This is a genomic window from Gleimia hominis (assembly GCF_002871945.2).
Lineage (GTDB): Bacteria > Actinomycetota > Actinomycetes > Actinomycetales > Actinomycetaceae > Gleimia > Gleimia hominis_A.
In genome coordinates, this window is the sequence record NZ_CP126963.1 from 925,765 (window position 1) to 948,594 (window position 22,830).

The following is a 22,830-nucleotide window of genomic DNA, read 5'->3' on the forward strand; positions in this document are numbered from 1 at the left end:
AAGCGAGCCGCGAGCGCACTTGTGACAATGCAGGAGGTAGGCACTGACCGCAAATAGAAGCGCCCGCGGACAGCTGTGTGATTGGCAGGCACATTCCGCGCTCCACGCGCGTTTCCAGAATGCGCTGTTACGAAAGCGCGCGCCCTGCTACAAAAACCGAATGTACTGTTATGAATGCTGAATGCACTGTTACAAAAGTCGTACGTGCTGTTACGAAAGCTGAATGCCCTGCGACGAGAGTCGGATGTGCTGTTTCGAAAGTGAGGGGGCCCTATTGCCGAAAAGTTTACGAAAGGGTGGGGGCGCCAGCAGCTACTAGGGTGCCGGAGCGGGTGGGGCTGTTTGGGGCGCGGTCGATTATCCAGTGGGTCGCGGGCGCACCACCAACTGCGCGGACACGGTGACTTTCTTCGTCCGTCACTAGATTCTCAGCAGCGGCGAGCACGGTCGGCATGTGCCCAACCACCACGATCTGTGGGTCGGTGAAACTCGTGACTAAACGGCAGAGGTCATCCTCATCACCGTAGTAGATCTCGTTCATCACAATCGGCTCTACCCCGAGCTCCACCGCTATAATCTGCGCACTCTGCTGCGCGCGTGCAGCCGGCGAAGTCAGTAGCAACGGCTCGGTAACGTAGCGGGCAATGTGACGTGCAGCGAAACCAGCCTGCTGCATCCCCATGGTCGTCAACGGGCGCCCCAAATCGTGATACCCCCAGTTCGCTTCCCCATGACGCATAAGTACAACCCGCATACCCTCAGGCTACGTGAAAAGCCCGTTCTTTGAACAGATTGAAGCACGCCCGCGCCTTGGTATCGGACCATTCCAGGGTGATAATGGGCGGTGTGACAAATACGGATCCTGATTATTCCCCTGCCCGCCTCCTGCGCGAAGCCGCTTTGCGGTCCCCAGAACGCACGTCCATTACCTACATTGAGGTAGAGGCACGGAGCCGGCAATACTCGGTGGCCCAATCGCAAAAGCATGCCCTTCAACTCGTATCCCTGCTGCGCCGCAGGGGCGTTCAAACTGGTGACCGCGTCCTCGTGTGGGGCCCTAACTCCGCGTGGCACCTGTGGACCTACATCGCGTGCGCACACCTTGGGGCAATAGTAGTTCCCGTGCAAGAGCATTTAACTAGCGCAGAAATCCAAGCGATAGTGCATCACTGCGAGCCGCGCGTCGCAATTGTGGGGCTGGCACAGGCGGAACGAAGCCAGATGCAAAACGCGATCACGTATGCGGAACTGGAGCAGACATTAGATGCCGAACCGGTGGACCAGGCGCCGCCTGTTCCATGCCCCGCGGGAACCATGGGGGCAATTATTTACACCTCTGGCACCACCGCCCACCCGAAAGGCGTGACTTTGACGCACGACCAGCTGTGGTGGGGCTGCCGGAACTTCCGGGACGTGTTCGAATACTCTTCGGCAACCGTGCACGCAGTGGTGGCTCCCCTGTCGCACATTGGTGGTTTCAACGGTGCCACCACCGACATTTTCGCCAACGGCGGGCACGTTGTGATTATCGACCACTTCACTCCCTGCGCCGTTTTGGATGCGCTTGAGGAACACCGGGTGCAAATGATGTTCGCGGTTCCCACCATGTACCAGGCTCTACTCAACGACAGTGCGTGGCGGCCCCTGCCGGATTTCACCCGGCCTCTCACCGGCGGAGCTCCCCTGCCGTCCGCACTTGCGCAGCAACTATTGGACCGTCAACTGGACGTGATCAACGTGTGGGGAATGACGGAGCAGTCAGCTTCCGGCACTTGTATGCGCGCGTCCACCGCGGTCCGCCGCAGTGACCTGACCGGTAGCGGAACCGCGTTCCCGTACACGCGGGTGCGGGTGGCGCGCGCGGTTAATCCTGACGCCGGTACCATCGAGTGGGCAGATCCCGGTGAGGACGGGGAACTATTGTGCTCTGGCCCTTCGATAACCAGCGGGTATTGGCGCGATAGTGAACTGACCCGCACAACTATTGTGAACGGCTGGCTGCGAACCGGTGACTGGGGACGTCAGGATCAAGATGGATTCGTCACGTTCCTTGGCCGCGTGGTGGACACGATTAACACCGGGGGTGAGAAAGTGCTCCCCACGCCCATTGCCGAGGTCATCTCTACCCACCCGGACGTGCGTGACTGCGTGGTGGTTGGCGTTCCCGACCCTAAGTGGGGGCAGGCCGTAGGCGCGGTACTGGTACTCAACGACGGAGCAAAAGCACCTAGCTTGCAAGAGATACGTCGTTACGCCGGGCAGTATCTGGCGCGGTACAAGCTTCCGCACTACCTGGCCGTCACAGACAAGGTTCCTACCAACACGAATGGGAAACCATCTCACAGTGCGCTAGTAGATCTGCTAATCCAATAGCTCGTTTCAGCGAGCCCTGTAGCTTGTTTTACCAAGTCCGCTAGCCCAGTAGCCTGCTTTAACCAGTTCGCCCCGCCGCTTATTTCATGAGTCCTTACTCATGCGGCTCTAGCTCATGCGGGAGAGAGCACGCTAGCTCATGCAGGCGAGAACCGCCCTAGCTCATGCGGGCTAGTACGGATTCGGCCTCCTGCCTTGCCTGCACCGGTTTCTCCTCAGCTAGGTGGGCGTAAATCGGGGGGATGTCCCGCCCCAGGTGACGCATCGCCTGCACCCACAGTTTGCCCGACCGGTACGAGGAACGAACCAGTGGCCCGGACATGCAGCCGGCAAACCCCATGTCGTAAGCAAGATTACGCAGACGCAAAAACTCTTGCGGTTTAACCCACCGGTCAATCGGATGGTGCAGTTTAGATGGCCGCAAGTACTGCGTAATGGTGAGAATGTCACAGCCCGCGTCCAGCAGATCCCGCATCGCCGATTCCACTTCTTCCGTGGTCTCTCCCATTCCTAGAATGAGGTTCGACTTAGTCACCAGACCCGCTTCTTTTGCCGACTGGATAACGGACAGGGAGCGGTCGAAGCGGAATGCCGGGCGGATTCTCTTGAAGATTCGCGGCACAGTTTCGAGGTTGTGTGCGAAAACTTGAGGTTCAGATTCGAACACTTGCTCCAGTGCTTGCGGATCACCTTTGAAATCATCCACCAGCAGTTCCACACCCGTACCTGGGGATTGCGCGTGGATTTGCCGAGCAGTCTCTGCGTACAGCCAGGAAGCCCCATCTTGGCGATCATCACGAGCCACCCCCGTCACCGTCACATAGCGCAGCCCCAGGGACGCAACGGAGGCACCGAGCCGGCGGGGTTCATCCTCGTCAAATTCCGTGGGCCTACCGGTTGCGATGTCACAAAAGTCGCAGCGCCGCGTACAGATCGCACCACCAATGAGGAAGGATGCTTCCCGATCTTCCCAGCATTCGTAAATGTTCGGGCAGTTCGCTTCCGCACACACTGTGTGTAACCCACCTGAGTGCACGCGTTGGCGCACATCTTGATACCCGGGTCCGGTAGAAACCGTGGTTTTTAACCAACCGGGTTTTTGCTCGATCGGGGTTTGCGAATTCCGCGCTTCAATGCGCAGCAGTTTCCTACCTTCAGGTTTAGGCAGAGTAGACACTTCAGTGAGCTCCTTCGCTTATCGTTTCGAGCAGGGGATCTAGTTTTTCTCGTAGTTTCTTCACGAGGGCAGCCCGCACTTCATCCACTGTGGCACTCACGCCCTCAGCTTTCAAAGAAGTGACCCCCATGCCAACCAGGCCGCAGGGAATGATACCGGTGAACGCGTTACTAAAATCGGGGTCAATGTTGAACGCCACGCCGTGCATCGTGGTGTCGCGCGCAACTTTGAGGCCAATCGCGCAGATTTTCCGGTCGGGGTCACGCAGCCAAGCCCCCGCTTTCCCCTCAATGATGGTGGCAGGAATGTTCCACGTGTCTTGCGCTGCCTCAATCACAGCGGCTTCCACTGCGCGGATGTATTTGATGCGGTCCGCGGGCGGCGCGAGTTTCACAATCGGGTAGATCACGAGTTGACCTGGCCCATGCCACGTAACGGAACCACCCCGGTCGATCCGCACCACCGGCAGGTCGGAGTTGAGAATATCTTCTGGTTTCGTCTGCCTCCCCGCGGTGTAAGTGGCCTCAAACTGGGCGACGATCAGGGTGTGGTCGCGTTCTCCAGCGGCTACTTGTTCAAAAACTTCACGTTGAATCCGGTCCCCTTCCATGTAGGGAATGGGCCCGCGATCCAATAGATTTAACTCCTGCACCCCTCCATGATAACGACTACGCACAAAAACCGCGTCTTCGCATGGGTCTAAGGTCCGCACTTGTGTTTGTGTTGTGAGCGGTTACTCTAATCAACGTGAGTAACGACGAGTATGTACACGTGTGTTCCGCCCGGCAGTGCACGGAACCAGCCGCGTGGGCGGTGATTTGGCGCAATCCAAAAATCCACTATGGCCGCGAAAAAACGTGGTTGGCCTGCGAAGGACATCGAGATTTCTTAGCTGAGTTCGTTGCCCTGCGGGAGTTCCCTTACCGCGTGGTCCCGATCAGAGAGATTGGGCCTGCTACCGGCCCTTCCGCGAAACCAGTGGATCGCCGCTCTCTGTGAACCGCCCGTTTTAAGTTAAGGCCGCAAACCAGCTGAAACTAATGCCCATGCAGCTAACGCCTAACATCTATTGGTTAGCCCGCGAGTTAGGTGTTGTGGGGTCCGTGCGTTAGGTAAGGGTGACGAGTTCTAGGTATGAATCGTCCCACAGGTCCTCATCCCCGTCTGGGAGTAAGAGGACCCGGTCTGGGCTCAGTGCACGCACAGCCCCTTCGTCGTGAGTCACGAGCACAACGGCGCCTTCATAGGTCCGCAGTGCGTTCAGAATTTCTTCTCGAGACGCGGGGTCGAGGTTGTTGGTAGGTTCATCCAGCAAAAGCACGTTCGCGGATGAGGCCACGAGCACCGCGAGCGCCAGCCGGGTTTGCTCGCCCCCGGATAGTACGCGAGCAGGTTTGTCGACGTCATCGCCGGAGAACAGGAATTGTCCCAGCACGTTCCGCACGTGGGTGTCATCCAGTGTGGGCGCTGCGTCAGTCATGTTTTCGAGTACTGTTTTGTCACCTTGCAGGGTTTCGTGTTCTTGTGCGTAGTAGCCTAGTTTGAGGCCGTGGCCGGGGTTTACGGTGCCGGTGTCTGATTCGAGTTTTCCCGCGAGAATCCGTAGCAGCGTGGTTTTACCGGCCCCGTTTAAGCCTAGAACGACAACTTTTGATCCGCGGTCGATCGCGAGGTCAACGCCTGCGAACACTTCGAGTGAACCGTAGGTTTTGGTTAATCCCGTGGCGGTGAGGGGAACGCGTCCGCACGGGGCGGGTTCTGGGAAGCGCAGGCGGGCAACTTTTTCGGGGGCACGTGCGGGTTCCACGGATTGTTCTAGTTCGTCTGCACGCCGAAGCATTTGTTGCGCCGCCACGGCTTTGGTTGCTTTTGCCCGCATTTTCTCGCCTTGTGCGCGCAGGGTCTGGGCTTTGCGCAGTGCATTTGTGCGTTCTTTGCGGCGCCGGTGTTCGTCGTCTGCGCGTTGTTTGAGGTAGGCGTCCCACCCCATGTTGTACACGTCCAGTTGGGCACGGTCTGCATCCAAGTGGTAAACGTGGTTAACAGTTTCTTGAAGTAGTTCGACGTCGTGGCTGATGACCATGAAGCCGCCCGGGTAGGTGCGTAGGAAGTCACGCAACCAGATCAGAGAATCGTGATCTAGGTGGTTTGTGGGTTCGTCAAGCAGCAGCACGTCGGCTTCTGCAAATAGGGCTCGGGCAAGTTCGGCGCGTCGACGTTGCCCACCCGAGAGGGTGTGCAAAGGCTGGTCGAGCATGTTTTCGTCCACCCCCAGGGCAGCGGCCATTTGAGCGGCCTGCGCGTTTGCGGCCCATCCGCCTGCGTTGGTGAACTCTTGGTCTAACCGCACGTATCGTTCCATGGCTTTGGTTTGCCGCGCGCCTGTGGATCGTGCCATTTGTTGTTCGGCTTTGCGGATCCGCCGGATGGTTTCGTCGATGCCGCGTACCGACAGAATGCGTTCTCGCACCGTTTGTTCCGGGTCACCTACGCGGGTTTCTTGAGGGAGATAGCCGATGGTCCCTCGCCTGGTAACTTGCCCTGCGAACTCGGCTTGTCCGTGGTCTTCTTCTCCGGCCAGCATGCGCATGGTCGTGGTTTTCCCAGCGCCGTTGCGCCCCACCATGCCAATCCTCATGCCTTTGTCGATCCGAAAGTTAGCGCCGTCGATGAGGATGCGTGCGCCGATGCGCACATTCAAGTTGACCACGTTAATCACGTGATCAGTATAGTAATTTAGATTCGTGGAACAATTCTTCGATTCGCGGGTGCGGCCCACGCGCCTGTATGACTTCATAGCGGTAGCGTTTGTTGCGCTGTTACTGCTTTCCAATATTGCTGCTACCAAGCTGATTGCGTTCGACTTGGGGTTTTGGAAACCGATTTTTGATGGTGGCGCGGTTTTGTTTCCCCTGACCTACATTCTGGGGGATGTGCTTTCTGAGGTTTATGGGTTCGCTAAGGCCAGCCGCGTTATTGCGTGGGGGTTTGGGTTCTCTATTTTGGCATCGCTAACGTTTTGGCTGGTGGGGATCGCTCCTCCGGGGCCGGGGTATGAGAACCAGGCCGCGTTTGTGGCTGTGTTGGGTTTCGTTCCCCGGATTGTGGCGGCGTCGATTGCAGGGTACTTAGCGGGTCAGTTATTGAACGCCTGGGTGCTGGTGAAGATTAAGCAAAGATGGGGTTCGAAGCATCTGTGGGCGCGTCTTATTGGTTCCACGGTGGTTGGTGAGTTCGCGGACACCCTCATTTTTTGCACGATCGCGTTCTACGGGATTATTACGGGCGCGGATTTTTTGAACTACCTTTTGGTTGGGTATTTTTACAAAGTTGGGGTTGAGGTCGTGTGCTTGCCCCTCACGTATCCAACGATCGCGGTGGTAAAACGCGTGGAAACCAGGTTTGCAAAGCGCGTGGACTCTAGTATTGCGAAGGCCGTGGACTCGAGTGGTGCCGCTGGTGTTGCAAAGCACGTTGCAAAGTAGTTAGGGGTGCAACGTGGATCGGATTAGTCGTAGTCAAATTGATAGCCAGCGAGGATTCGTTGTCCAGCAACGTCTAGAGGCACGGTCAAATACCGCGGTGAATGCTGCGGGCCGTCCACTCGGTAGGGCTGGGGTTCTTACTACTGCGCACGGAGTTATTCGCACGCCTGCTTTTATCCCCGTGGGCACACTCGCCACCGTCAAGGGGGTGCTTCCTGAGCAGATGGCTCAGTTGGGGGCGCAGGCGCTGTTGGCGAACGCGTATCACTTATATTTGCAGCCCGGTGATGAGTTGGTTGCGCAAGCTGGTGGTGTGGGGGCGTTCATGAATTGGCCGGGCCCGACATTCACGGACTCAGGTGGGTTTCAAGTGTTGTCTTTGGGGTCTGGTTATAAGAAGGTCCTGTCTGACGAGTTTTCGGGGCGCGAACCAACCAGTGAGGAGGCAGCGTTTGAGGCTGTGCGGCGAAACCGCGCGGTAGTGGATGAGGATGGGGTGGTGTTCCGTTCCCACCGCGACGGTTCTAAACACCGGTTTAACCCAGAGGTTTCGCTGTCTATTCAACATAATTTAGGTGCGGACATCATGTTCGCATTCGACGAGTTGACGTCGCTGCGTCACCCGCGTTCATATCAGGAGGAGTCGCTGGAGCGCACACACCGGTGGGCGCAGCGGTCGTTGGATCAGCATTGGCGGCTCACGCAGGAACAGCCCGAAAAGCCATATCAACAGTTGTTTGGGGTGTTGCAGGGGGCGCAGTACGAGGATTTGCGCCGCCACGCAGCCCGCACGCTGGCGGCGATGACTAGCCACGGTGAGGGGTTCGACGGGTTTGGCCTGGGCGGTGCTTTGGAGAAAGAGAATTTGGGACGCATTGTGGGGTGGATGACTTCGGAGTTACCAGAAGATAAACCGCGACATCTGCTGGGCATTTCTGAGCCGGATGATTTTTTCCGCGCAATCGAAGCAGGTGCAGACACGTTTGATTGTGTGAATCCCTCCCGGGTGGCGCGTAACGCCGCGATCTATACGCGCGATGGGCGTTTCAATGTAACTAACGCCTCGTGTCGCACGGATTTCAGCCCCCTCGATTCAACTTGCGGATGCTACACGTGTGCGCATTACACGCGAGCTTACGTGCGCCATTTGTTTAAAGCTCACGAAATGTTGGGCCCGATTTTGGCGACGATCCACAATGAATACTTCACGGTCAACTTGGTGAAGCGTATTCGCCAGTCGATTTTGGATGGCACCTACGCAGAGTTCAAAGAAGACACTTTAGGCCGCTTCTACGGCGCTCGCACGCAGTAGACGCTCGGATGAGTCTTCTTGCTTTCATGTTTCCGTTAAACTTTAGACCGTAAAATTCCAGTCCCACAATCACTCAATGCTGTTATTTCGTTGGTTACGAGGCCAACTGCGGTGAGTACGGAACACTGTTCTGATGCTTCGAGTGAGTGGTTCGTCGCATTGCACCCGCGTTGAGTTAGTGATTACGAGACCGAAGAAGAAACGAGGCTCATGTTTTACCTTCCCCGTTCTACTCCATCGACTCCCGCTGCTTATAACCAGGTGGGGGCCGGGCCAGATCGTCGTTGGTGGCGGCCGCTGCTTGGCCTCGCTTTAGGGGTAGGGCTTTTCGTAGTTTCTTCTATACTGGTGGCTTTGGTTGCTGCTCTAGCTAATCCGAATATGCTTTCGTCTCTTGCAATCGATGACATTAACCTGACGAATCCGCCAGAGATGATCTACCTGATGGCATCGCTGATCATTTTGATTCCGTGTGTAATCGTCGCCACGATTGTTGGTTTGCGGGTTCGTCCCGGGTTCTTGTTTTCAGTAGCGGGGCGCATTAGGTGGCGTTGGTTACTTACCTGCGTCGCAATCTGTTTGGTGGTACAGGTGCCGGTCATTGTGGGTTCGGCTGTCTTGTTTGAGGACGTGGCGTGGCACCCCGCGAAGACACTGGTCTTGTCGCTAGTGCTCGCGCTCGTGCTGTCCCCTTTGCAGAGCGCTGCCGAGGAGGTTACGTTCCGCGGATACTTGCTGCAGCTGGTAGGTGCTTGGATTCCAAATCGAGTGGCTGCGTTTGTGGTAGCAACAGTGCTGTCTGCGGTAGTGTTCTCAATGGCACATGGTTCTTTAGATCCCGGGGTGCTAGCTACGCTTGCAGCTATGGCAGCTTTTAACTGCTATTTGACGCAACGCACCGGTGGTTTAGAAGCTGCGATTGCGCAACACGCTGGGAACAACACAGTTATTTTTACGATGGAAGTTTTTGCTGGGCAAACGAACTCACTTATCGGTGAAGAGACGACGCAAGCGATTATTCCAACGCTAATTGCTATTTGCGTAGATTTGCTGATCATGGTGCTCATATTGTGGGCATTTAAGCATTCCAAGCTTTCCGCGCGCACTGATCCGTCTGCACGCCCCAAACCAACCTTGGATTACTTGTACACGCGCTACCAAAAAGGTGAGTTCATAGACGAGTTCGCCCATCTGTATCCCCCGCAGGTCCCAGACAAGGCCGCCAATCATTGGCAAGTTTAGGAGGCAGCCAAAAGGCACAGAGATAAATTCCCTCTAGCTTACGTGTATTTCATTAGGCACTCTATTCACATAACCAATTGGTAAACATGTATTCTCAGCTTAATCTATTGACACGTTTTTTTTGGCTTGATACCATTCTCAATGTCAAGCATATTAATCAAAGAAGATTTTGTCGGAAAGCCTGCTGGAAGGAACTCCAATGCGGAAAAGAAAACTCATAGGTATCGCACTAACACTTCCTTTGCCGCTACTTGTAGCCGCGCCGGCTATTAGCGCAAACTACGTTTCAGCAAACGGATGCGATGCGACTCTACAGAAGAGTTGGACCGGCCAAAGCAATGTGATCGCTGCATGTGGAAATAAGATTGGTGGAAATGCCCATCAGGCGCGAGGTGCCATTGATTGTACGAGTGCCCCTGACCGGTATACATCATGGATAAAAGCCAATGGTAGAGCGTCGTCTGGATATTGTGCATTCGGTGCTCGCGGCGTAAGTTTAGAGTTCAAGTAGCGCTATGCTGCGTGTGGAGTCGCTGGGGATTGCGTTTGGGAAAGGGCGGACGCGTCGACAAATTCTCAAATCCATTTCTTTTACAGCAGCTGAAGGTAGTATCACCTGCATAATGGGAAAATCAGGCGCTGGTAAAACCACTTTACTGGACCTATTAGCTATGGAAACGACTCCAGATACAGGTGCAATATGTTGGAATAATGCGTCGTACGGTACGCTATCCAAATCGCAACGGAATCATTTTCGACTCCACGACATATCACGAGTTTTTCAGAATTATTCGCTTATAGAATCACTCACAGCTGCAGAAAACATTATGCTCATAGGCGAGTTACAAGGACAGAGAAAACAGGCGTGCAAAGAACAAACCGAATCTGCCCTCAAAACACTGGGTATGCTCGATGTGAGAAACTCGTTCCCAAGTCAAATGAGTGGCGGTGAACAGCAAAGAACCGCCATCGCACGGGCTCTGGTATCACAAGCTAACTTAGTCTTAGCCGACGAACCTACCGGAGCATTAGACTCGAAAATGAGTCGACAAGTATGCAAATCACTTCGTATACTAGCAGAGCGTGGGAAAACCGTTGTTCTCGTGACCCACGATCACGACGTTGCCCGAACAAGCGACACCATCTTAACCATCAGGGATGGTAAACTCTCATGAACCACGTCGGATCTGTCGCAGCACTTTGCCGTAAACTCGCAACCAGAAGCAGGCACAGTAAGCTACAGATTCTACTAATCGTATTACTTGTTTGTTTGCCATCGACAGTATCGATATGGCAGGCAACCACAGAATACACAGAAACCGAACGCGGTACCCAACTAATGGGCAACGCGGATTACATAATTAGAAGCAGCAGAACAACCGAGTCAGTCGATGCCGTTAACAAGGCAACCCAAGAGATAAAGTCTTATATCCAACACGGCCACCTCGTGCCTAGAATCTTTGTGGAAAGCAAACTAAAAACAGCCACAGGATTGCATCATCTCAACGCATCCGCATTTCCCTTAGACTCCCCCACGGTTGCTGGTATGTACCATGTGAGATTCGACCCCAAGCCTACCAAGACCCAGCCTTCTGTCTTACTTCCTACAGCTACACTTAAAAGACTCGGGCTGGACCACGCACACACTACCGCACCCCAACAGTTAGAGCTATTTGGAGAATCCTGGCAAGTTGGTGGGGTTTACACCCAACCTGCTAATCCCGGCGCCGAAGAGCTCCTAATAAACGCAGACAGCCTCGAAATCTTACCCGATGGCGTTACGGTTACAGGAGCCGCATGGTATTTGGAAGGTGACGCGGACTTCGACGCAATCACAAGCCACGGTTACGACATTATGAGTCGGTCAGACGCAATTTCCAATAGCACGTTCCCATCTGTAGTAGAGACATTTGTGCCATGGGTTGTAGCTGTCCTTTGCACTATGGTTTACGCGATGCTGGTTCTTGGGTTCAACCGCGAAGATCGCATCCAGTGGAGCGTGCTTTCAAAACTCGGGTTAGGCCCCATGCAAGTAAGGTCGGTCGCAGCGCTAACTCTCCTGCTACGACTTTTCATAGCAGGAGCTACTGGATTCCTATTTTCATTGGGTTTCGGATGGTGTCTAACCCGGTTAACTCAACATATGACAGGCATGGAATATGGGGAACTGACCGTAGATTGGCCAGTCGAATTCACCGTGTTCTTTCTATACGTCTTAGTTAGTTTACTCCCAGCTGCTCTAATCAACTTCAAAAAGAAACAGATTCGAAGCAAACAAACAACCATTTGGAATACAGCTTCGTGGTGGCCCAAGCTGACTGTTAGGGAATTTCTAAATGCTCCCGATCGGTCCGTAGTGGGATTAGCATCCGTTTGTGCTCTAGTACTTGCAGCACTAGCAGCAACGACTGTCCTGCAAGCACTGACAAACAGGTTGGAACTACTGGAAAAACACCCCTCGTTCGCACCTGGCTGGGCAAGAGTAGAGATGGGAACGCAGAACCTAACGCACGCTCAAATAGATAGTCTGTCCAAACAGCTTAACGCGTCAATTAGTACCCTCGCATGGGCGTCTCTTCCCGGCCAAGAAGGTGAAAACAACACGTTAGCTATCGACACTGACGCATTCCGCTGCGTACAAAAAGCATACCTAAAATCTATAGAAACGAAAGTATTTGATACCAAAACGTGTGCTCTGCAAGCAAAAGACATGCGCTCCAGCCCCACCATAGCGATTATGGATTCTAAGAATGCACAGGTCTACCTCGACCGAGACTTTACCAGTGAAGAACGCACCGATTACTCCAAGAAAATATTTTGTGTCGATATGCGCTGCCCAAAGCAGGTCACCATCACATCACTAGATCCAAATCTGAAAGTAGGCTCGGTTCCAACGCGGAATATAGCCAACATTACAACGCGAGGTCTAGGATTTCCAGCTGTCCTTATTTCACCAAAGCTCGCTAATAAACACGGTATTGAACAAAATGGCAGTCCGCCGTTAACTGATGGCACCATATTTCGCTCCTACAGCCAAGATAAGTCTGTAGTTATTCACTCCGATTCCAACGAACCTTTTTCGTCACTAGGGGCACGCGCCGACATTGCGTTACGTAACCTAGGTGTGTCTTCGCAGGTACCGCAAGCAGGAGAGGAAGTGGAGAAAAGCGCCGCTAACCTCTTATTGCTACTAATTCTCGGAGTTGGGTTCTTACTAACGGTACTCGTGGGGTGTGTAGTCTCCATCTGGAACGCGCGCCGCAGTCACACTCTAAAACTCCTTCAAATTCTTGGGGTTAGCAAGAGCGCACTAGAACTGCGAACACGGTGCACAAACACGGTGATTCTACTCGCTCCCACAACAGTTGGGGGGCTCGCTGGAACGCTCCTAGGCTGGGCTTTCTTGAGAAGCCAACAGATGGGCTCATTATTCTCCATCCCCACAGCAGCTGCCCTATTTCCACTTCTAATCTGCACCGTAGCCTTGTTGTTACCTACAAATATAGGAGCTGGAAAATCTTAGTTCCTCTAGCGCCTACACCTACCCTCGTATGAATAAAAAACGCCCCGCTCGGGTCATCCCAGCGGGGCATAGAAAATGAAATGTGGTTAAACGTTGAACCCTAACGCACGAAGCTGCTCACGACCATCATCCGTAATCCGATCTGGCCCCCACGGCGGCATCCACACCCAATTAATTGCGGTTCCAGATGCAACATCAGCCAACATCATCTGCGCTTGGTTCTCAATCACATCCGTAAGTGGACAAGCTGCTGAAGTGAGCGTCATGTCGATGTCCACAAAATTATCCTTATCGACCGCAATACCGTACACAAGCCCCAGATCAACAATATTGATCCCAAGCTCAGGGTCGATCACGTCCTTAAGGGCCTCCTCCACGTCATCCGCCGACAACGTTCCCTCAGAAGACTTATCCCAACCAGCCTTTTTCTCCGGTTCCACCGGTGCAAACCGCTGCTCCACCGGCTCCGGATTAGCCATCGGGTTATCCATCCTGCCCCTCCTCAACAATATTCACACCAGTTTTAGCCAACGCATCCTTTAACGCATACCATCCAAGCAACGCGCACTTAATCCGATTCGGAAACTGTGACGTCCCCTCTAAAGCGGCGCCGTCTTCCAAATGGTCCAGAATCTGCTCATTCACACCCCGGTTACGCGAATGCATCATGGTTTCAAAATCCCGGTACAGAGAACCAATCTCCTCCACCGACTTACCATCAATCAAATCCGTCATGATCGACAAAGACGCCTGCGAAATGGAACAACCATCACCATTCCACACCATGCGTTCAAGTTCGCCATCAGACACATCAACAGCCACAGTGACCTCGTCCCCACACGTGGGATTCACCTGATACGACGTGGCAGACGGGTTCTGTGGCAAATCACCAAACCCATTGCGCTCCCGCGAGTGATCCAAAATCACTTGCTGATACAAAGTCTGCAAATCATCCACAACCGCTTAACCTCCTACGAAAAACTCGCGAACACCCCGCAGCGCACGCACCAACCGATCCACTTCAGCAGGCGTAGTTGTCAACGACGCAGAAGCTCGCGTAGAAGACCGCACGCCAAAGAACGTATGCAACGGAATCGCGCAATGATGCCCCACCCGAACCGCTACAGAAGCACCATCTAAAAACTGGCCCACATCGTGCGGGTGCACCCCATCTAGCGCAAACGAAACCACCCCGATGCGCCCATTCGGATCCTGCGGGCCAAGAATACGCACACCATCAACACTGCGCACCCCCTCAAGCAACTGCGCAGTAATCTGATCCTCATACGCGGCAATCCGATCCATCCCCACCTCACGCAAGAACTTCACGGCCCGCGCCCACCCCACAGCCTGAGCCACCGGTTGCGAACCCGCCTCAAACCGTGCCGGCGGATCCTGGTAAATCGCCCGCTCCATCGTCACAGTCGCGATCATCGAACCACCTGTGAGCACCGGCGGCATCTGCTCCAACAAATCCGCCCGCCCCCACAACGCGCCAACACCCGTCGGTCCGCACATCTTATGAGACGAAAAACAAGCAAAATCCACGCCCAGTTGCTGCACATCAATCGGCATGTGCGCGGACGACTGCGTGGTGTCCAACACCACCAACGCACCCACTGCGCGAGCTGCCTCAACGATCTGCTTAACTGGCGAAATCGCGCCCGTCACATTCGACACGTGCGTAAATGCAACGACCTTCGTGTTCTTCGTGATCACGTCCAAAGTCGCCAAGTCAATCCGACCTTGCTCATCCAAATCCAGATAAGCAAACTCAGCACCCGTCTTACGGCACAGCTCTTGCCAGGGAATCAGGTTCGCATGATGCTCACTGCGGGTCGTCACCACGCGGTCACCCGGCCCCAACTTGAAAGGCCCATTGAGATCCTCCGCAGTCGCATTAGAGAACGCGTAGGCCACCAAGTTCAACGCTTCCGTGGCGTTCTTCGTCCACACCAACTCGTCTGGACGCGCCCCCACAAAAGCCGCAACTGTCTCGCGCGCATCCTCAAACGCCTGCGTGGACTCGTCCCCCAACAGGTGGGTCCCCCGATTCACCGCCGCATTCGTGTGCTCATAAAACTGCGTTTCCGCGTCAATCACACACTGTGGTTTCTGCGCGGTAGCAGACGAATCCAAATACGCAATCGGATCCCCAGAGCGGCCGGAGCGTGAAAGTATCGGAAACTGGTGGCGCAACGCCTCCACTTCCTGCACGTTCAACGCCCCGGATTTCTGCTCTTCCATCAATACTTACGCTTTCTGATAGCGGTCGTAACCTTCTTCTTCCAGCCGATCCGCAAGATCCGGACCGCCCTGATCCGCGATCCGACCATCCACGAACACGTGCACAAAGTCAGGTTTGATGTACTTCAAAATCCGCGTGTAGTGCGTCACCAAAATCACGCCCATGTTCGTCTTCTCATGCGCGCGGTTCACGCCCTCAGACACAACCCTGAGCGCGTCCACATCCAGGCCCGAATCCGTCTCATCCAAAATCGCCATCGACGGCTTCAACAGCTCCATCTGCAGGATCTCTAAACGCTTCTTTTCCCCACCGGAGAACCCCACGTTCACATCGCGCTGCGCGAACTGCGGATCCATCCGCAGGTTGTGCATCGCCTCGTTCACCTCTTTAACCCAAGACCGCAGCTTCGGAGCCTCCCCTTGAATCGCGGTTTTAGCGATGCGCAAGAAGTTCGAAACCGTAACCCCTGTAACCTCAACGGGGTACTGCATAGCCAGGAACATGCCCGCGTGAGCACGCTCATCCGGCGTCATCTCTAGCACATCTTCGCCATCCAACATCACCGAACCGGAATCGATAATGTACTTCGGGTGGCCCGCCAGCGCGTACGCGAGCGTGGACTTACCCGACCCGTTCGGCCCCATGATCGCGTGAATTTCCCCGGAGTTAACCGTGAGGTTCACGCCCTTCAAGATGTTCTTTGTGCCCTCCGGCGTTTCCACACTCACGTGTAGGTCTTTAATATCAAGCGTTGTCATCAGAATCCTTCTACTTGTCTTAAACGTCTACGCAAACTGTTGGCAAGGTGTCCCTGCGCTGCGCTGCAGCCTACTTTTCAAATACTAAAGAGCCGCCGCGTTGCAGTTCCTCTTCCACGGACTCCATCAGGTGATCCTGGATGGCCGGCACCCCGATCTCGTTGATTAGTTCCGCGAAGAATCCGCGCACCACCAGGCGGCGCGCCTCCATCTCCGGCACCCCGCGGCTCATCAGGTAGAACAGCTGTTCATCGTCAAACCGGCCTGTTGCCGACGCGTGTCCCGCACCTTCAATTTCACCGTTCTCAATCTCGAGGTTCGGCACGGAATCCGCTTTCGGCCCTTGCGTCAACACCAGGTTGCGGTTCAGTTCGTACGTATCCGTTCCGTCCGCATCCTCTCCGATGAGGCAATCGCCCACCCAAACGGAATGCGCGTCCTCACCCTGCAACGCGCCCTTGTAGGTGACGCGCGAGTAGCAGTCTGGTTGCGTGTGCGCAATGTAGGGGCGGTGCTCCAAGTGCTGGCCTTCGTCGACGTAGTACAGTCCGTACAGTTCGATCCGCCCACGTGGAGCCGCGAACTCCGTGTCTGTACAAATGCGCACCATGTCGCCACCGAAAGAAATGACGATGTGGCGCAGCTCCGTTTCTTTCCCCGCGCGGAGGCGGTGGTTTGACGCGTGGATCGCGGCGCGATCCCATTCCTGCAATGTCACGACCGTGAGTTTAGCGCCATCTTGCGCGTCCACTTCCACGGTTTGGTTAAGCTTGCCACTTCCAGAATGTGAAAGCACCACCACCGCTTCAGAACCGGTGTGAGCGCGCACATAGATCCGTTGGCTCTGCAGGCCGTCAGTGCCCGCAGTGGACACCATTATAGGCTCATCAATTTTCGAGTCCGCTGGGATCTCAATGAGGTTCGTCTCGCGTGCCGCAGCCCACGAAACCACTCCGGTGCGGTCCCCGGGCGCCAACACGGGCGCGACCCGGTCATCGTCCATGCCCACAACCTCGAACGTCGCGTTGCCCGCTAGCGTTACGTTTACCGGGCAGTTAACCGCCGAGTAATCTTTGGGTTCGAACAGTGCGTCAATGCGACGCAGAGGGGTGAAACGCCAATCTTCAGCGTGCCGCGTTGGCACTGGGATATCCGCGGGGTCGAATGAGGTCGGCCGATCCGCCCTGGAGGAATACGTGTGTTGCGTACCATCTCCGTGACTGTGTTTACGTGCCATCGTATCGGCTATCGTCATCCGACAGATCCTTCCATTTGCAACTCGATTAGACGGTTTAACTCCAACGCGTATTCCATCGGCAACTCACGCGCGATAGGCTCCACGAAACCACGCACAATCATGGCCATCGCTTCCGTTTCTTCCAGGCCGCGGCTCATCAGGTAGAACAACTGGTCTTCACTGACTTTAGACACAGTGGCTTCGTGACCCATCTCCACGTCGTCCGTTCGCACATCCACGTACGGGTACGTGTCAGAACGCGAAATCTTATCTACTAGCAAGGCGTCACACAGCACGTTGGACTTCGAATGTGTAGCGCGTTTGTGTACTTCCACCAGACCGCGGTATGAGGATCGGCCGCCGCCGCGCGCCACCGATTTTGCGACAATCGAAGAGGAAGTGTGCGGCGCCATGTGGATCATCTTCGCGCCCGTGTCTTGGTGCTGACCTTCCCCGGCGAAACCAATTGACAGTGTTTCCCCACGCGCATGCTCACCCATCAGGTAGCACGCCGGGTACTTCATGGTCACGGAGGAACCGATGTTGCCATCGACCCATTCCATGGATCCGCCCTCTTCAACCATTGCGCGCTGCGTCACCAGGTTGAGGACGTTGTTGGACCAGTTCTGAATGGTCGTGTACCGCACGCGCGCGTCTTTCGCCACGAAAATCTCCACAATCGCGGCGTGCAACGAGTTCGTGTCATAAATCGGCGCTGTGCACCCTTCAACGTAGTGAACATACGAACCCTCATCGGCAATAATGAGGGTACGTTCGAACTGGCCCATCGCCTCCGTATTAATCCGGAAATAAGCCTGCAGCGGAATCTCCACGTGAACCCCCGGTGGGACGTAAACGAAGGAACCACCCGACCATGCCGCCGTGTTCAATGCCGCGAACTTATTGTCCCCCGCTGGAATCGATTTACCGAAGTACTTCTCGAACAGCTCCGGGTACTTCTTCAACCCCGTGTCGGTGTCGAGGAACACTACGCCCTGACGCTCCAGGTCCTCTTGGATCTGCTGGTAAACCACTTCGGACTCGTACTGTGCCGCGACGCCTGCTACCAAGCGGTTGCGTTCTGCCTCAGGAATCCCCAAGCGGTCGTACGTGTGCTTGATTTCATCTGGCAGATCGTCCCAAGACTGCGCAACCCGATCCGTTGGCCGCACGTAGTACTTGAACTTGTCGTAATCGATATCATCGATTTTCGGGCCCCATTTAGGAATCGGTTTACGTTGCCATGCTTTGAATCCCTTGAGGCGGCGCTCCAGCATCCATTCGGGCTCACCTTTGATTTTAGAAATGTGGCGGACCAGCTCTTCCGTTAAACCACGCTGCGCGTCTTTACCGTACAGATCCGTGTCATGCCATCCATATTCGTAAGCACCGATTGAATCGATGATCTCTTCATCGGCCAGTTGCTTCTCATTCTTCGCAACCGGAGATGTTGTAGACATAGATTTCCTTTCTACTCAATACCGCGATCGAGCTCAGCTGTTGTTCCACCGGGGACGTTTAGTAATCGAAGCCACGGGAATGTGGGTGGTGCACACGTGTTCGCCCCCAGTTAGGGTCGCCAACCGCTGTACGTGCACGTCGAGCAGGCGTGCGAACGCCTGTGTCTCCGCTTCACACAGCTGTGGGAACTCCTCCGCCACCGTCAATATGGGGCAGTGACCTTGACACAGTTGGACAGCAAAGTTACCCGCCCCCACGTCGCGCACACTAGCCGCGTACCCATCTTGGGTTAACGCATCTGCCAGGGCCATCGCTTGCGCCCGGGGGTCGTTACCTGCCGCTCGGATAATAGGCGCGTATTTGCGTTCAATCTCGCGGCTGCGCGCCGCAGCAAAACTTTCGATCGCACCTTCGCCGGCTGTCTGCGCCAAATACGATAGCGCCCGGTTCGCGATCTCTGAATAACTATCTGTCAGCTGGTCGTGAGCTGCTTCCGTCGCCACGTAGTGTCGCGCCGGTCGGCCTCGACCACGCGGCTTAGTGCTAACGATTTCGTGTTCTTCGATTTCCCCCGCCGCTTCCAGCGAGGTGATGTGGCGTCGCACCGCAGCAGTTGTTAATCCGAGGATACGGGCTATAACAGTGGACGTCACCGGCCCTTTCTCGACAACGAGGTCGAGGACCTGTTCGCGCGTGCCTTGCGGTTCTTCGCTTGGGGCCACGTTGTCCTCCTTCCAAATTCAGGAGCCCTCACGTGACAGGAGAGCCCGCTGCGTCAAATACGCTGCGCAACTAGCCTAGCGCTTTTACGCAACAAACTCATTACTTAAAGTGATTACCTACAACACTTAGGTAACCCTCACCAAGATGGAACCTGCTAGTACGTGCTGGACAGTGCTTTTATCTACCCAGAGGCGAACGCATCCACGGCGCGTCAGAAGGACGTAAGGGGGCCCAATCTTTATCGAGGGCAGATTTCGTGGCTAATAGCCCCATCACCGCCGACGGGTTATGTAACTGCCCGCTATGAATGGCTGCAACGGCCTCCTCCAGATTCACCCACCGGGTCTGCATCAGCGCCTCCTCATCCTCGCGTTCAAACCGTTCACCAAGGGGAACTTCGGAAACCTCGCGCGCTAAATAAATCCGCAACGCTTCCGTCGACCCGCCCGGGGAAGTAAAGAAATCCACAAGCACGTCCCAGCGTTGCGCCTTTAGGTCAGTTTCCTCTTTTAGCTCGCGTTTAGCAGCGTCCAGCGGGCGTTCGCCCGGCTTATCCAGCAGGCCAGCTGGGATCTCCCACAAAGTGGCCTGCACGGGGTGGCGATACTGATTAACCAACGCCACTTGCGGCCGGCCATCGTTCCACCTCAGTGCCACGATCGCAACCGCCCCGGTGTGCGCCACGTAGTGCCTCACCACCGTAGTGTTTTCGCTAAGTTGAACGCGGTCCTCATCCATGTCAAACACGGCTCCGCGCCACACGCGATCGTGGGCAACAACTGGGAAGCTCGTGGGTTTATCAGCAATCATCCTCATCACTTTCACTTATCCGAGTTCTCAAAATCGCCAGAACGCTCTTTGACCCGACGGTCAAGATGCAGGCGACGAGCAAACCAATCCCCACCAATGCCGCCGCTATACACGCGAGGAGGCCCTGCAGGAAACCCTGCCCCCACGTAACAATCAACCGAGTGCACGCGTAACAAAGCGCACTCAGGGGAATGAGCAACGCCGCGGCCCGCACGAGCACACCCCAGTATCCAGATAGGCACGCCGGTGAACACTGCCGGCGAATCGTAAACAATACCACTAACCCACCCAGCGTGAGCCCAACCGTGTGGGCTGCGGCAAATGCCGTGATCGCCCAGTACCCACTGCCTTCCGCGGGGGTCAGCGCCCGCGCCAAAACGAGTGTAGCTGCGGCCACCCCCAACCAGGACAACGCAGCGACTTGCCATGCCCTCCGGGGCTGCCCAACGGCCAAGAGTGCCCGCTGACCAAAGTACAAGAGTGCATACCCCCACAGTGACGGGGCCATGACGCAAAGAGCAGTGTGCATGCCGGGCACCGGCGTTAAGAGGTTGAAAAAGCGTGCTGCTACCGGTGCCATAGCGACCAGCAGGCTCACTCCCGCGAGCGCTCCGACACTCACCCGCTGTGCACTGCGCGCACACGTGCGTTCAAAGATCGACGAGCAGCCCTGCTCCCCATGCTCAGAAAGAATCGGGAACGCGGCCGTTACCAACGGGTAGATGAAAACCGCGTGCGGTAACCAGTACACGGCCTGCGTGTACTGAAAAATCGCAACCGTACCCCCCTCACCGTAGGTACGCAGCGCCCAAAGGCCCGCTACCACGCTCACCTGCTGGGCGATTAACGCGCCCACCCCAGACATTCCCAGCGCCCAGGCACGACGCGCCTCACTGCGACGCAGGTTCAAGGTAGGCCGCAAACGCACCCCTAGACGCGACACGGGAACCAGCAGCGGCAGGGACAAACTAGCCGCCCCCAAGGTGGTGCCCCAACCGAGCACCAGCACCCCCGCATGCGGGTCAGGAACCGCGGCGTAAACCACGAACGTGCCGATAGTAACCAAAGAAGAGAACAGTGGCATCAGAGCCGGCCAGATGAACCGCTTGTGCGCCTGCAGCGTTCCCGTTAACACTACGGACACGCCGTACAGGGGGATTTGCCACGCAAAAATGCGCAAGAACGTGGTTAGCAGCGCGTGCTGATCTGCGATTACAGTATCCGCTGGCACGGGAATCAGCTGCGCAATCAGGGGGGCGCCTGCGCACACACCCACCGCAAGGATGCTCAACGTTAAACTAACCCACGTCAGCAGAGCCGAGGCAATGCGTGACGTATCATCTTTAAGCCCGCGCTTAACCAGCCCGGCTAGTAGCGGAACAGTAATTCCCGACAGCGCGCCGCCGATAACGATTTCAAAAATAATGTTCGGCACCTGGTTCGCACTGGCGTAGGCTCCCGCAAGGCTACCGGAGCCAACGAACGCGCTTTGCGCCATCCACCGCAAGAACCCAAACGCGCGGGAAGCGAGCGTGGCTAGCGCCAGCATCCCAACGGTCCCTAACCCCACCTTGGTTAGTGCAGCGTTGAACAGGCGCGTTGCCCGCCGCGGAACCGAGCTGGACTCGTTACTCATAGGCCGCTGTTATCCGCCTGCGCTAGCCCCCACTGATCTACGGCACGTAACCACGGGGTTTGGTTTATGACCTGGGTGAAGGACACGCGTTCGGACAGTAACACTAGGCCCGCGATTGTGGCAGCCAGTACCGCTCGCCCGGCGCGCGAGCGGATCTTGCATAGTCCCGATCCCAAGTAGAACCCAAGTGCGTTCGCGCCCGTGTCGCCCATCATAGTGTGTGCCCGCGCGTCGCTGCGCGCAGTGGCCAACACAACTGCGGCGGTGGTTGCTGCTACCGCCGGGGCGGGCCGGGCGACGATTGCTGTCTGAAGGGCCGCAACCTTGAGGGCTCGGGTGGGGCGCAAATCAAACAGGTTCAACAGGTTCGCGTTGCCGGCCATGATCACTGTGTCTAAGCCCGCGTCGATCCACCAACCGGCTGCGCGTGAGCGCGTGTTGCGCTCAAGGGCTAGTGCTGCGGCGGAGGCGGTGATAGCAACAGCCTTGATTGCACCCGAAGAAACGTGCCCGGATTTCAATGCGGCTAAATGCCCGCGCAATCCCTTCGCCTGTTTCTCACCATCTGCGCGACCCTGATCTACGTCGTCCCACACTCCCGCAGCGGTTACCGCCGCAGTAGCGGCGCTAAGCGCGGGGTCGTGCACCAATGCGGCCCCCACGGTAGCACTCGCGATTGCCACGCCCTCAGATAAAGAAACAGTCTGGCCCCAGTGATTGACCCGCGCTAAACGCGGCTGGTGGCGCAGTTTCCAGTTCAGACCCCCCGCAACAGCACCCGCCACTGCAGACGCTGCTACCGCCAACCACCACTTATTTTTACCCATTAACTTCGATCGCCTAAC

At 55.9% G+C, this 22,830-nt stretch carries 21 protein-coding genes; 7 read left to right on the forward strand and 14 right to left on the reverse strand.

Annotated features, from left to right (window positions below; genetic code table 11):
- Positions 1-286: 286 nt before the first annotated feature.
- A complete protein-coding gene (locus CJ187_RS04185) occupies positions 287-754 on the reverse strand; it encodes a SixA phosphatase family protein (protein WP_102215616.1) in 468 nt (155 codons plus the stop codon).
- 83 nt (positions 755-837) lie between these two features.
- Here CJ187_RS04185 and CJ187_RS04190 point away from each other — a divergent pair, with 83 nt between their 5' ends.
- Positions 838-2,373, forward strand: a complete 1,536-nt coding sequence (locus CJ187_RS04190; protein WP_102215615.1) for a class I adenylate-forming enzyme family protein — start codon at positions 838-840, stop codon at positions 2,371-2,373.
- Between the two features lie 157 nt (positions 2,374-2,530).
- Here the strand turns inward: CJ187_RS04190 and lipA are convergent, their stop codons facing one another.
- On the reverse strand, positions 2,531-3,550 hold the full coding sequence (gene lipA / locus CJ187_RS04195) for a lipoyl synthase (RefSeq protein ID WP_102215614.1): 1,020 nt from the start codon (positions 3,548-3,550) through the stop codon (positions 2,531-2,533).
- Between the two features lies 1 nt (position 3,551).
- The gene (gene lipB, locus CJ187_RS04200; RefSeq protein ID WP_102215613.1) at positions 3,552-4,202 is read right to left on the reverse strand and encodes a lipoyl(octanoyl) transferase LipB; all 651 of its coding nucleotides are present in this window, start codon (positions 4,200-4,202) and stop codon (positions 3,552-3,554) included.
- A 95-nt stretch (positions 4,203-4,297) separates the two neighbouring features.
- Here lipB and CJ187_RS04205 point away from each other — a divergent pair, with 95 nt between their 5' ends.
- On the forward strand, positions 4,298-4,549 hold the full coding sequence (locus CJ187_RS04205; protein ID WP_284668004.1) for a hypothetical protein: 252 nt from the start codon (positions 4,298-4,300) through the stop codon (positions 4,547-4,549).
- A gap of 109 nt (positions 4,550-4,658) precedes the next feature.
- Here the strand turns inward: CJ187_RS04205 and CJ187_RS04210 are convergent, their stop codons facing one another.
- Entirely contained in the window at positions 4,659-6,269 is a 1,611-nt protein-coding gene (locus CJ187_RS04210) for an ABC-F family ATP-binding cassette domain-containing protein (RefSeq protein WP_102216510.1), read from the reverse strand.
- 25 nt (positions 6,270-6,294) lie between these two features.
- Here CJ187_RS04210 and CJ187_RS04215 point away from each other — a divergent pair, with 25 nt between their 5' ends.
- The 5 genes from CJ187_RS04215 (at position 6,295) to CJ187_RS04235 (ending at position 13,112) form a co-directional block, all read left to right on the forward strand.
- Positions 6,295-7,035: a queuosine precursor transporter gene (locus tag CJ187_RS04215; protein WP_102215611.1), complete on the forward strand. Its 741-nt coding sequence runs from the start codon at positions 6,295-6,297 to the stop codon at positions 7,033-7,035.
- A 13-nt stretch (positions 7,036-7,048) separates the two neighbouring features.
- Entirely contained in the window at positions 7,049-8,347 is a 1,299-nt protein-coding gene (tgt, locus tag CJ187_RS04220) for a tRNA guanosine(34) transglycosylase Tgt (RefSeq protein ID WP_102215610.1), read from the forward strand.
- A gap of 210 nt (positions 8,348-8,557) precedes the next feature.
- Positions 8,558-9,589: a CPBP family intramembrane glutamic endopeptidase gene (locus tag CJ187_RS04225; protein WP_102215609.1), complete on the forward strand. Its 1,032-nt coding sequence runs from the start codon at positions 8,558-8,560 to the stop codon at positions 9,587-9,589.
- A gap of 515 nt (positions 9,590-10,104) precedes the next feature.
- Positions 10,105-10,764 (forward strand): ABC transporter ATP-binding protein, encoded by a 660-nt coding sequence (locus CJ187_RS04230; protein ID WP_102215608.1) that lies wholly within the window; start codon positions 10,105-10,107, stop codon positions 10,762-10,764.
- A gap of 371 nt (positions 10,765-11,135) precedes the next feature.
- The gene (locus CJ187_RS04235; protein ID WP_158237687.1) at positions 11,136-13,112 is read left to right on the forward strand and encodes an ABC transporter permease; all 1,977 of its coding nucleotides are present in this window, start codon (positions 11,136-11,138) and stop codon (positions 13,110-13,112) included.
- An 86-nt stretch (positions 13,113-13,198) separates the two neighbouring features.
- Here the strand turns inward: CJ187_RS04235 and CJ187_RS04240 are convergent, their stop codons facing one another.
- From CJ187_RS04240 to CJ187_RS04285, 10 genes are all read right to left on the reverse strand, one after another.
- Positions 13,199-13,603, reverse strand: a complete 405-nt coding sequence (locus CJ187_RS04240; protein WP_102215606.1) for a metal-sulfur cluster assembly factor — start codon at positions 13,601-13,603, stop codon at positions 13,199-13,201.
- Positions 13,596-14,069 carry a Fe-S cluster assembly sulfur transfer protein SufU gene (sufU, locus tag CJ187_RS04245; protein WP_102215605.1) on the reverse strand — a complete coding sequence of 158 codons (474 nt, stop codon included), beginning with the start codon at positions 14,067-14,069 and terminating at the stop codon, positions 13,596-13,598. The genes CJ187_RS04240 and sufU overlap by 8 nt, the downstream gene beginning before the upstream one ends.
- 6 nt (positions 14,070-14,075) lie before the next feature.
- Positions 14,076-15,359, reverse strand: coding sequence for an aminotransferase class V-fold PLP-dependent enzyme (locus CJ187_RS04250; RefSeq protein WP_102215604.1), 1,284 nt, complete (start codon positions 15,357-15,359; stop codon positions 14,076-14,078).
- A 6-nt stretch (positions 15,360-15,365) separates the two neighbouring features.
- On the reverse strand, positions 15,366-16,118 hold the full coding sequence (gene sufC / locus CJ187_RS04255) for a Fe-S cluster assembly ATPase SufC (protein WP_102215603.1): 753 nt from the start codon (positions 16,116-16,118) through the stop codon (positions 15,366-15,368).
- A gap of 70 nt (positions 16,119-16,188) precedes the next feature.
- Positions 16,189-17,373 (reverse strand): Fe-S cluster assembly protein SufD, encoded by a 1,185-nt coding sequence (gene sufD / locus CJ187_RS04260; RefSeq protein WP_102215602.1) that lies wholly within the window; start codon positions 17,371-17,373, stop codon positions 16,189-16,191.
- Positions 17,370-18,815 carry a Fe-S cluster assembly protein SufB gene (gene sufB, locus CJ187_RS04265; protein ID WP_102215601.1) on the reverse strand — a complete coding sequence of 482 codons (1,446 nt, stop codon included), beginning with the start codon at positions 18,813-18,815 and terminating at the stop codon, positions 17,370-17,372. Before sufB ends, sufD begins: the two co-directional genes overlap by 4 nt.
- 33 nt (positions 18,816-18,848) lie before the next feature.
- Positions 18,849-19,538, reverse strand: a complete 690-nt coding sequence (locus tag CJ187_RS04270; RefSeq protein ID WP_102215600.1) for a helix-turn-helix transcriptional regulator — start codon at positions 19,536-19,538, stop codon at positions 18,849-18,851.
- 178 nt (positions 19,539-19,716) lie between these two features.
- Positions 19,717-20,349 carry an NUDIX domain-containing protein gene (locus tag CJ187_RS04275; protein WP_102215599.1) on the reverse strand — a complete coding sequence of 211 codons (633 nt, stop codon included), beginning with the start codon at positions 20,347-20,349 and terminating at the stop codon, positions 19,717-19,719.
- On the reverse strand, positions 20,339-21,985 hold the full coding sequence (gene murJ / locus CJ187_RS04280; protein WP_102215598.1) for a murein biosynthesis integral membrane protein MurJ: 1,647 nt from the start codon (positions 21,983-21,985) through the stop codon (positions 20,339-20,341). Before murJ ends, CJ187_RS04275 begins: the two co-directional genes overlap by 11 nt.
- On the reverse strand, positions 21,982-22,812 hold the full coding sequence (locus tag CJ187_RS04285) for a hypothetical protein (protein WP_102215597.1): 831 nt from the start codon (positions 22,810-22,812) through the stop codon (positions 21,982-21,984). The genes murJ and CJ187_RS04285 overlap by 4 nt, the downstream gene beginning before the upstream one ends.
- Positions 22,813-22,830: the final 18 nt, after the last annotated feature.

What these genes read in the sequence shown, in the direction of transcription:
- CJ187_RS04185 (WP_102215616.1), bottom strand. Translation starts at nt 754, where the DNA reads ATGCGGGTTGTACTTATGCGTCATGGGGAAGCGAACTGGGGGTATCAC.
- CJ187_RS04190 (WP_102215615.1), top strand. Translation starts at nt 838, where the DNA reads ATGGGCGGTGTGACAAATACGGATCCTGATTATTCCCCTGCCCGCCTC.
- CJ187_RS04225 (WP_102215609.1), top strand. Translation starts at nt 8,558, where the DNA reads ATGTTTTACCTTCCCCGTTCTACTCCATCGACTCCCGCTGCTTATAAC.
- CJ187_RS04230 (WP_102215608.1), top strand. Translation starts at nt 10,105, where the DNA reads ATGCTGCGTGTGGAGTCGCTGGGGATTGCGTTTGGGAAAGGGCGGACG.
- CJ187_RS04235 (WP_158237687.1), top strand. Translation starts at nt 11,136, where the DNA reads ATGTACCATGTGAGATTCGACCCCAAGCCTACCAAGACCCAGCCTTCT.
- CJ187_RS04240 (WP_102215606.1), bottom strand. Translation starts at nt 13,603, where the DNA reads ATGGATAACCCGATGGCTAATCCGGAGCCGGTGGAGCAGCGGTTTGCA.
- CJ187_RS04250 (WP_102215604.1), bottom strand. Translation starts at nt 15,359, where the DNA reads ATGGAAGAGCAGAAATCCGGGGCGTTGAACGTGCAGGAAGTGGAGGCG.
- sufC (WP_102215603.1), bottom strand. Translation starts at nt 16,118, where the DNA reads ATGACAACGCTTGATATTAAAGACCTACACGTGAGTGTGGAAACGCCG.
- sufD (WP_102215602.1), bottom strand. Translation starts at nt 17,373, where the DNA reads ATGACGATAGCCGATACGATGGCACGTAAACACAGTCACGGAGATGGT.
- sufB (WP_102215601.1), bottom strand. Translation starts at nt 18,815, where the DNA reads ATGTCTACAACATCTCCGGTTGCGAAGAATGAGAAGCAACTGGCCGAT.
- CJ187_RS04275 (WP_102215599.1), bottom strand. Translation starts at nt 20,349, where the DNA reads ATGATTGCTGATAAACCCACGAGCTTCCCAGTTGTTGCCCACGATCGC.
- murJ (WP_102215598.1), bottom strand. Translation starts at nt 21,985, where the DNA reads ATGAGTAACGAGTCCAGCTCGGTTCCGCGGCGGGCAACGCGCCTGTTC.
- CJ187_RS04285 (WP_102215597.1), bottom strand. Translation starts at nt 22,812, where the DNA reads ATGGGTAAAAATAAGTGGTGGTTGGCGGTAGCAGCGTCTGCAGTGGCG.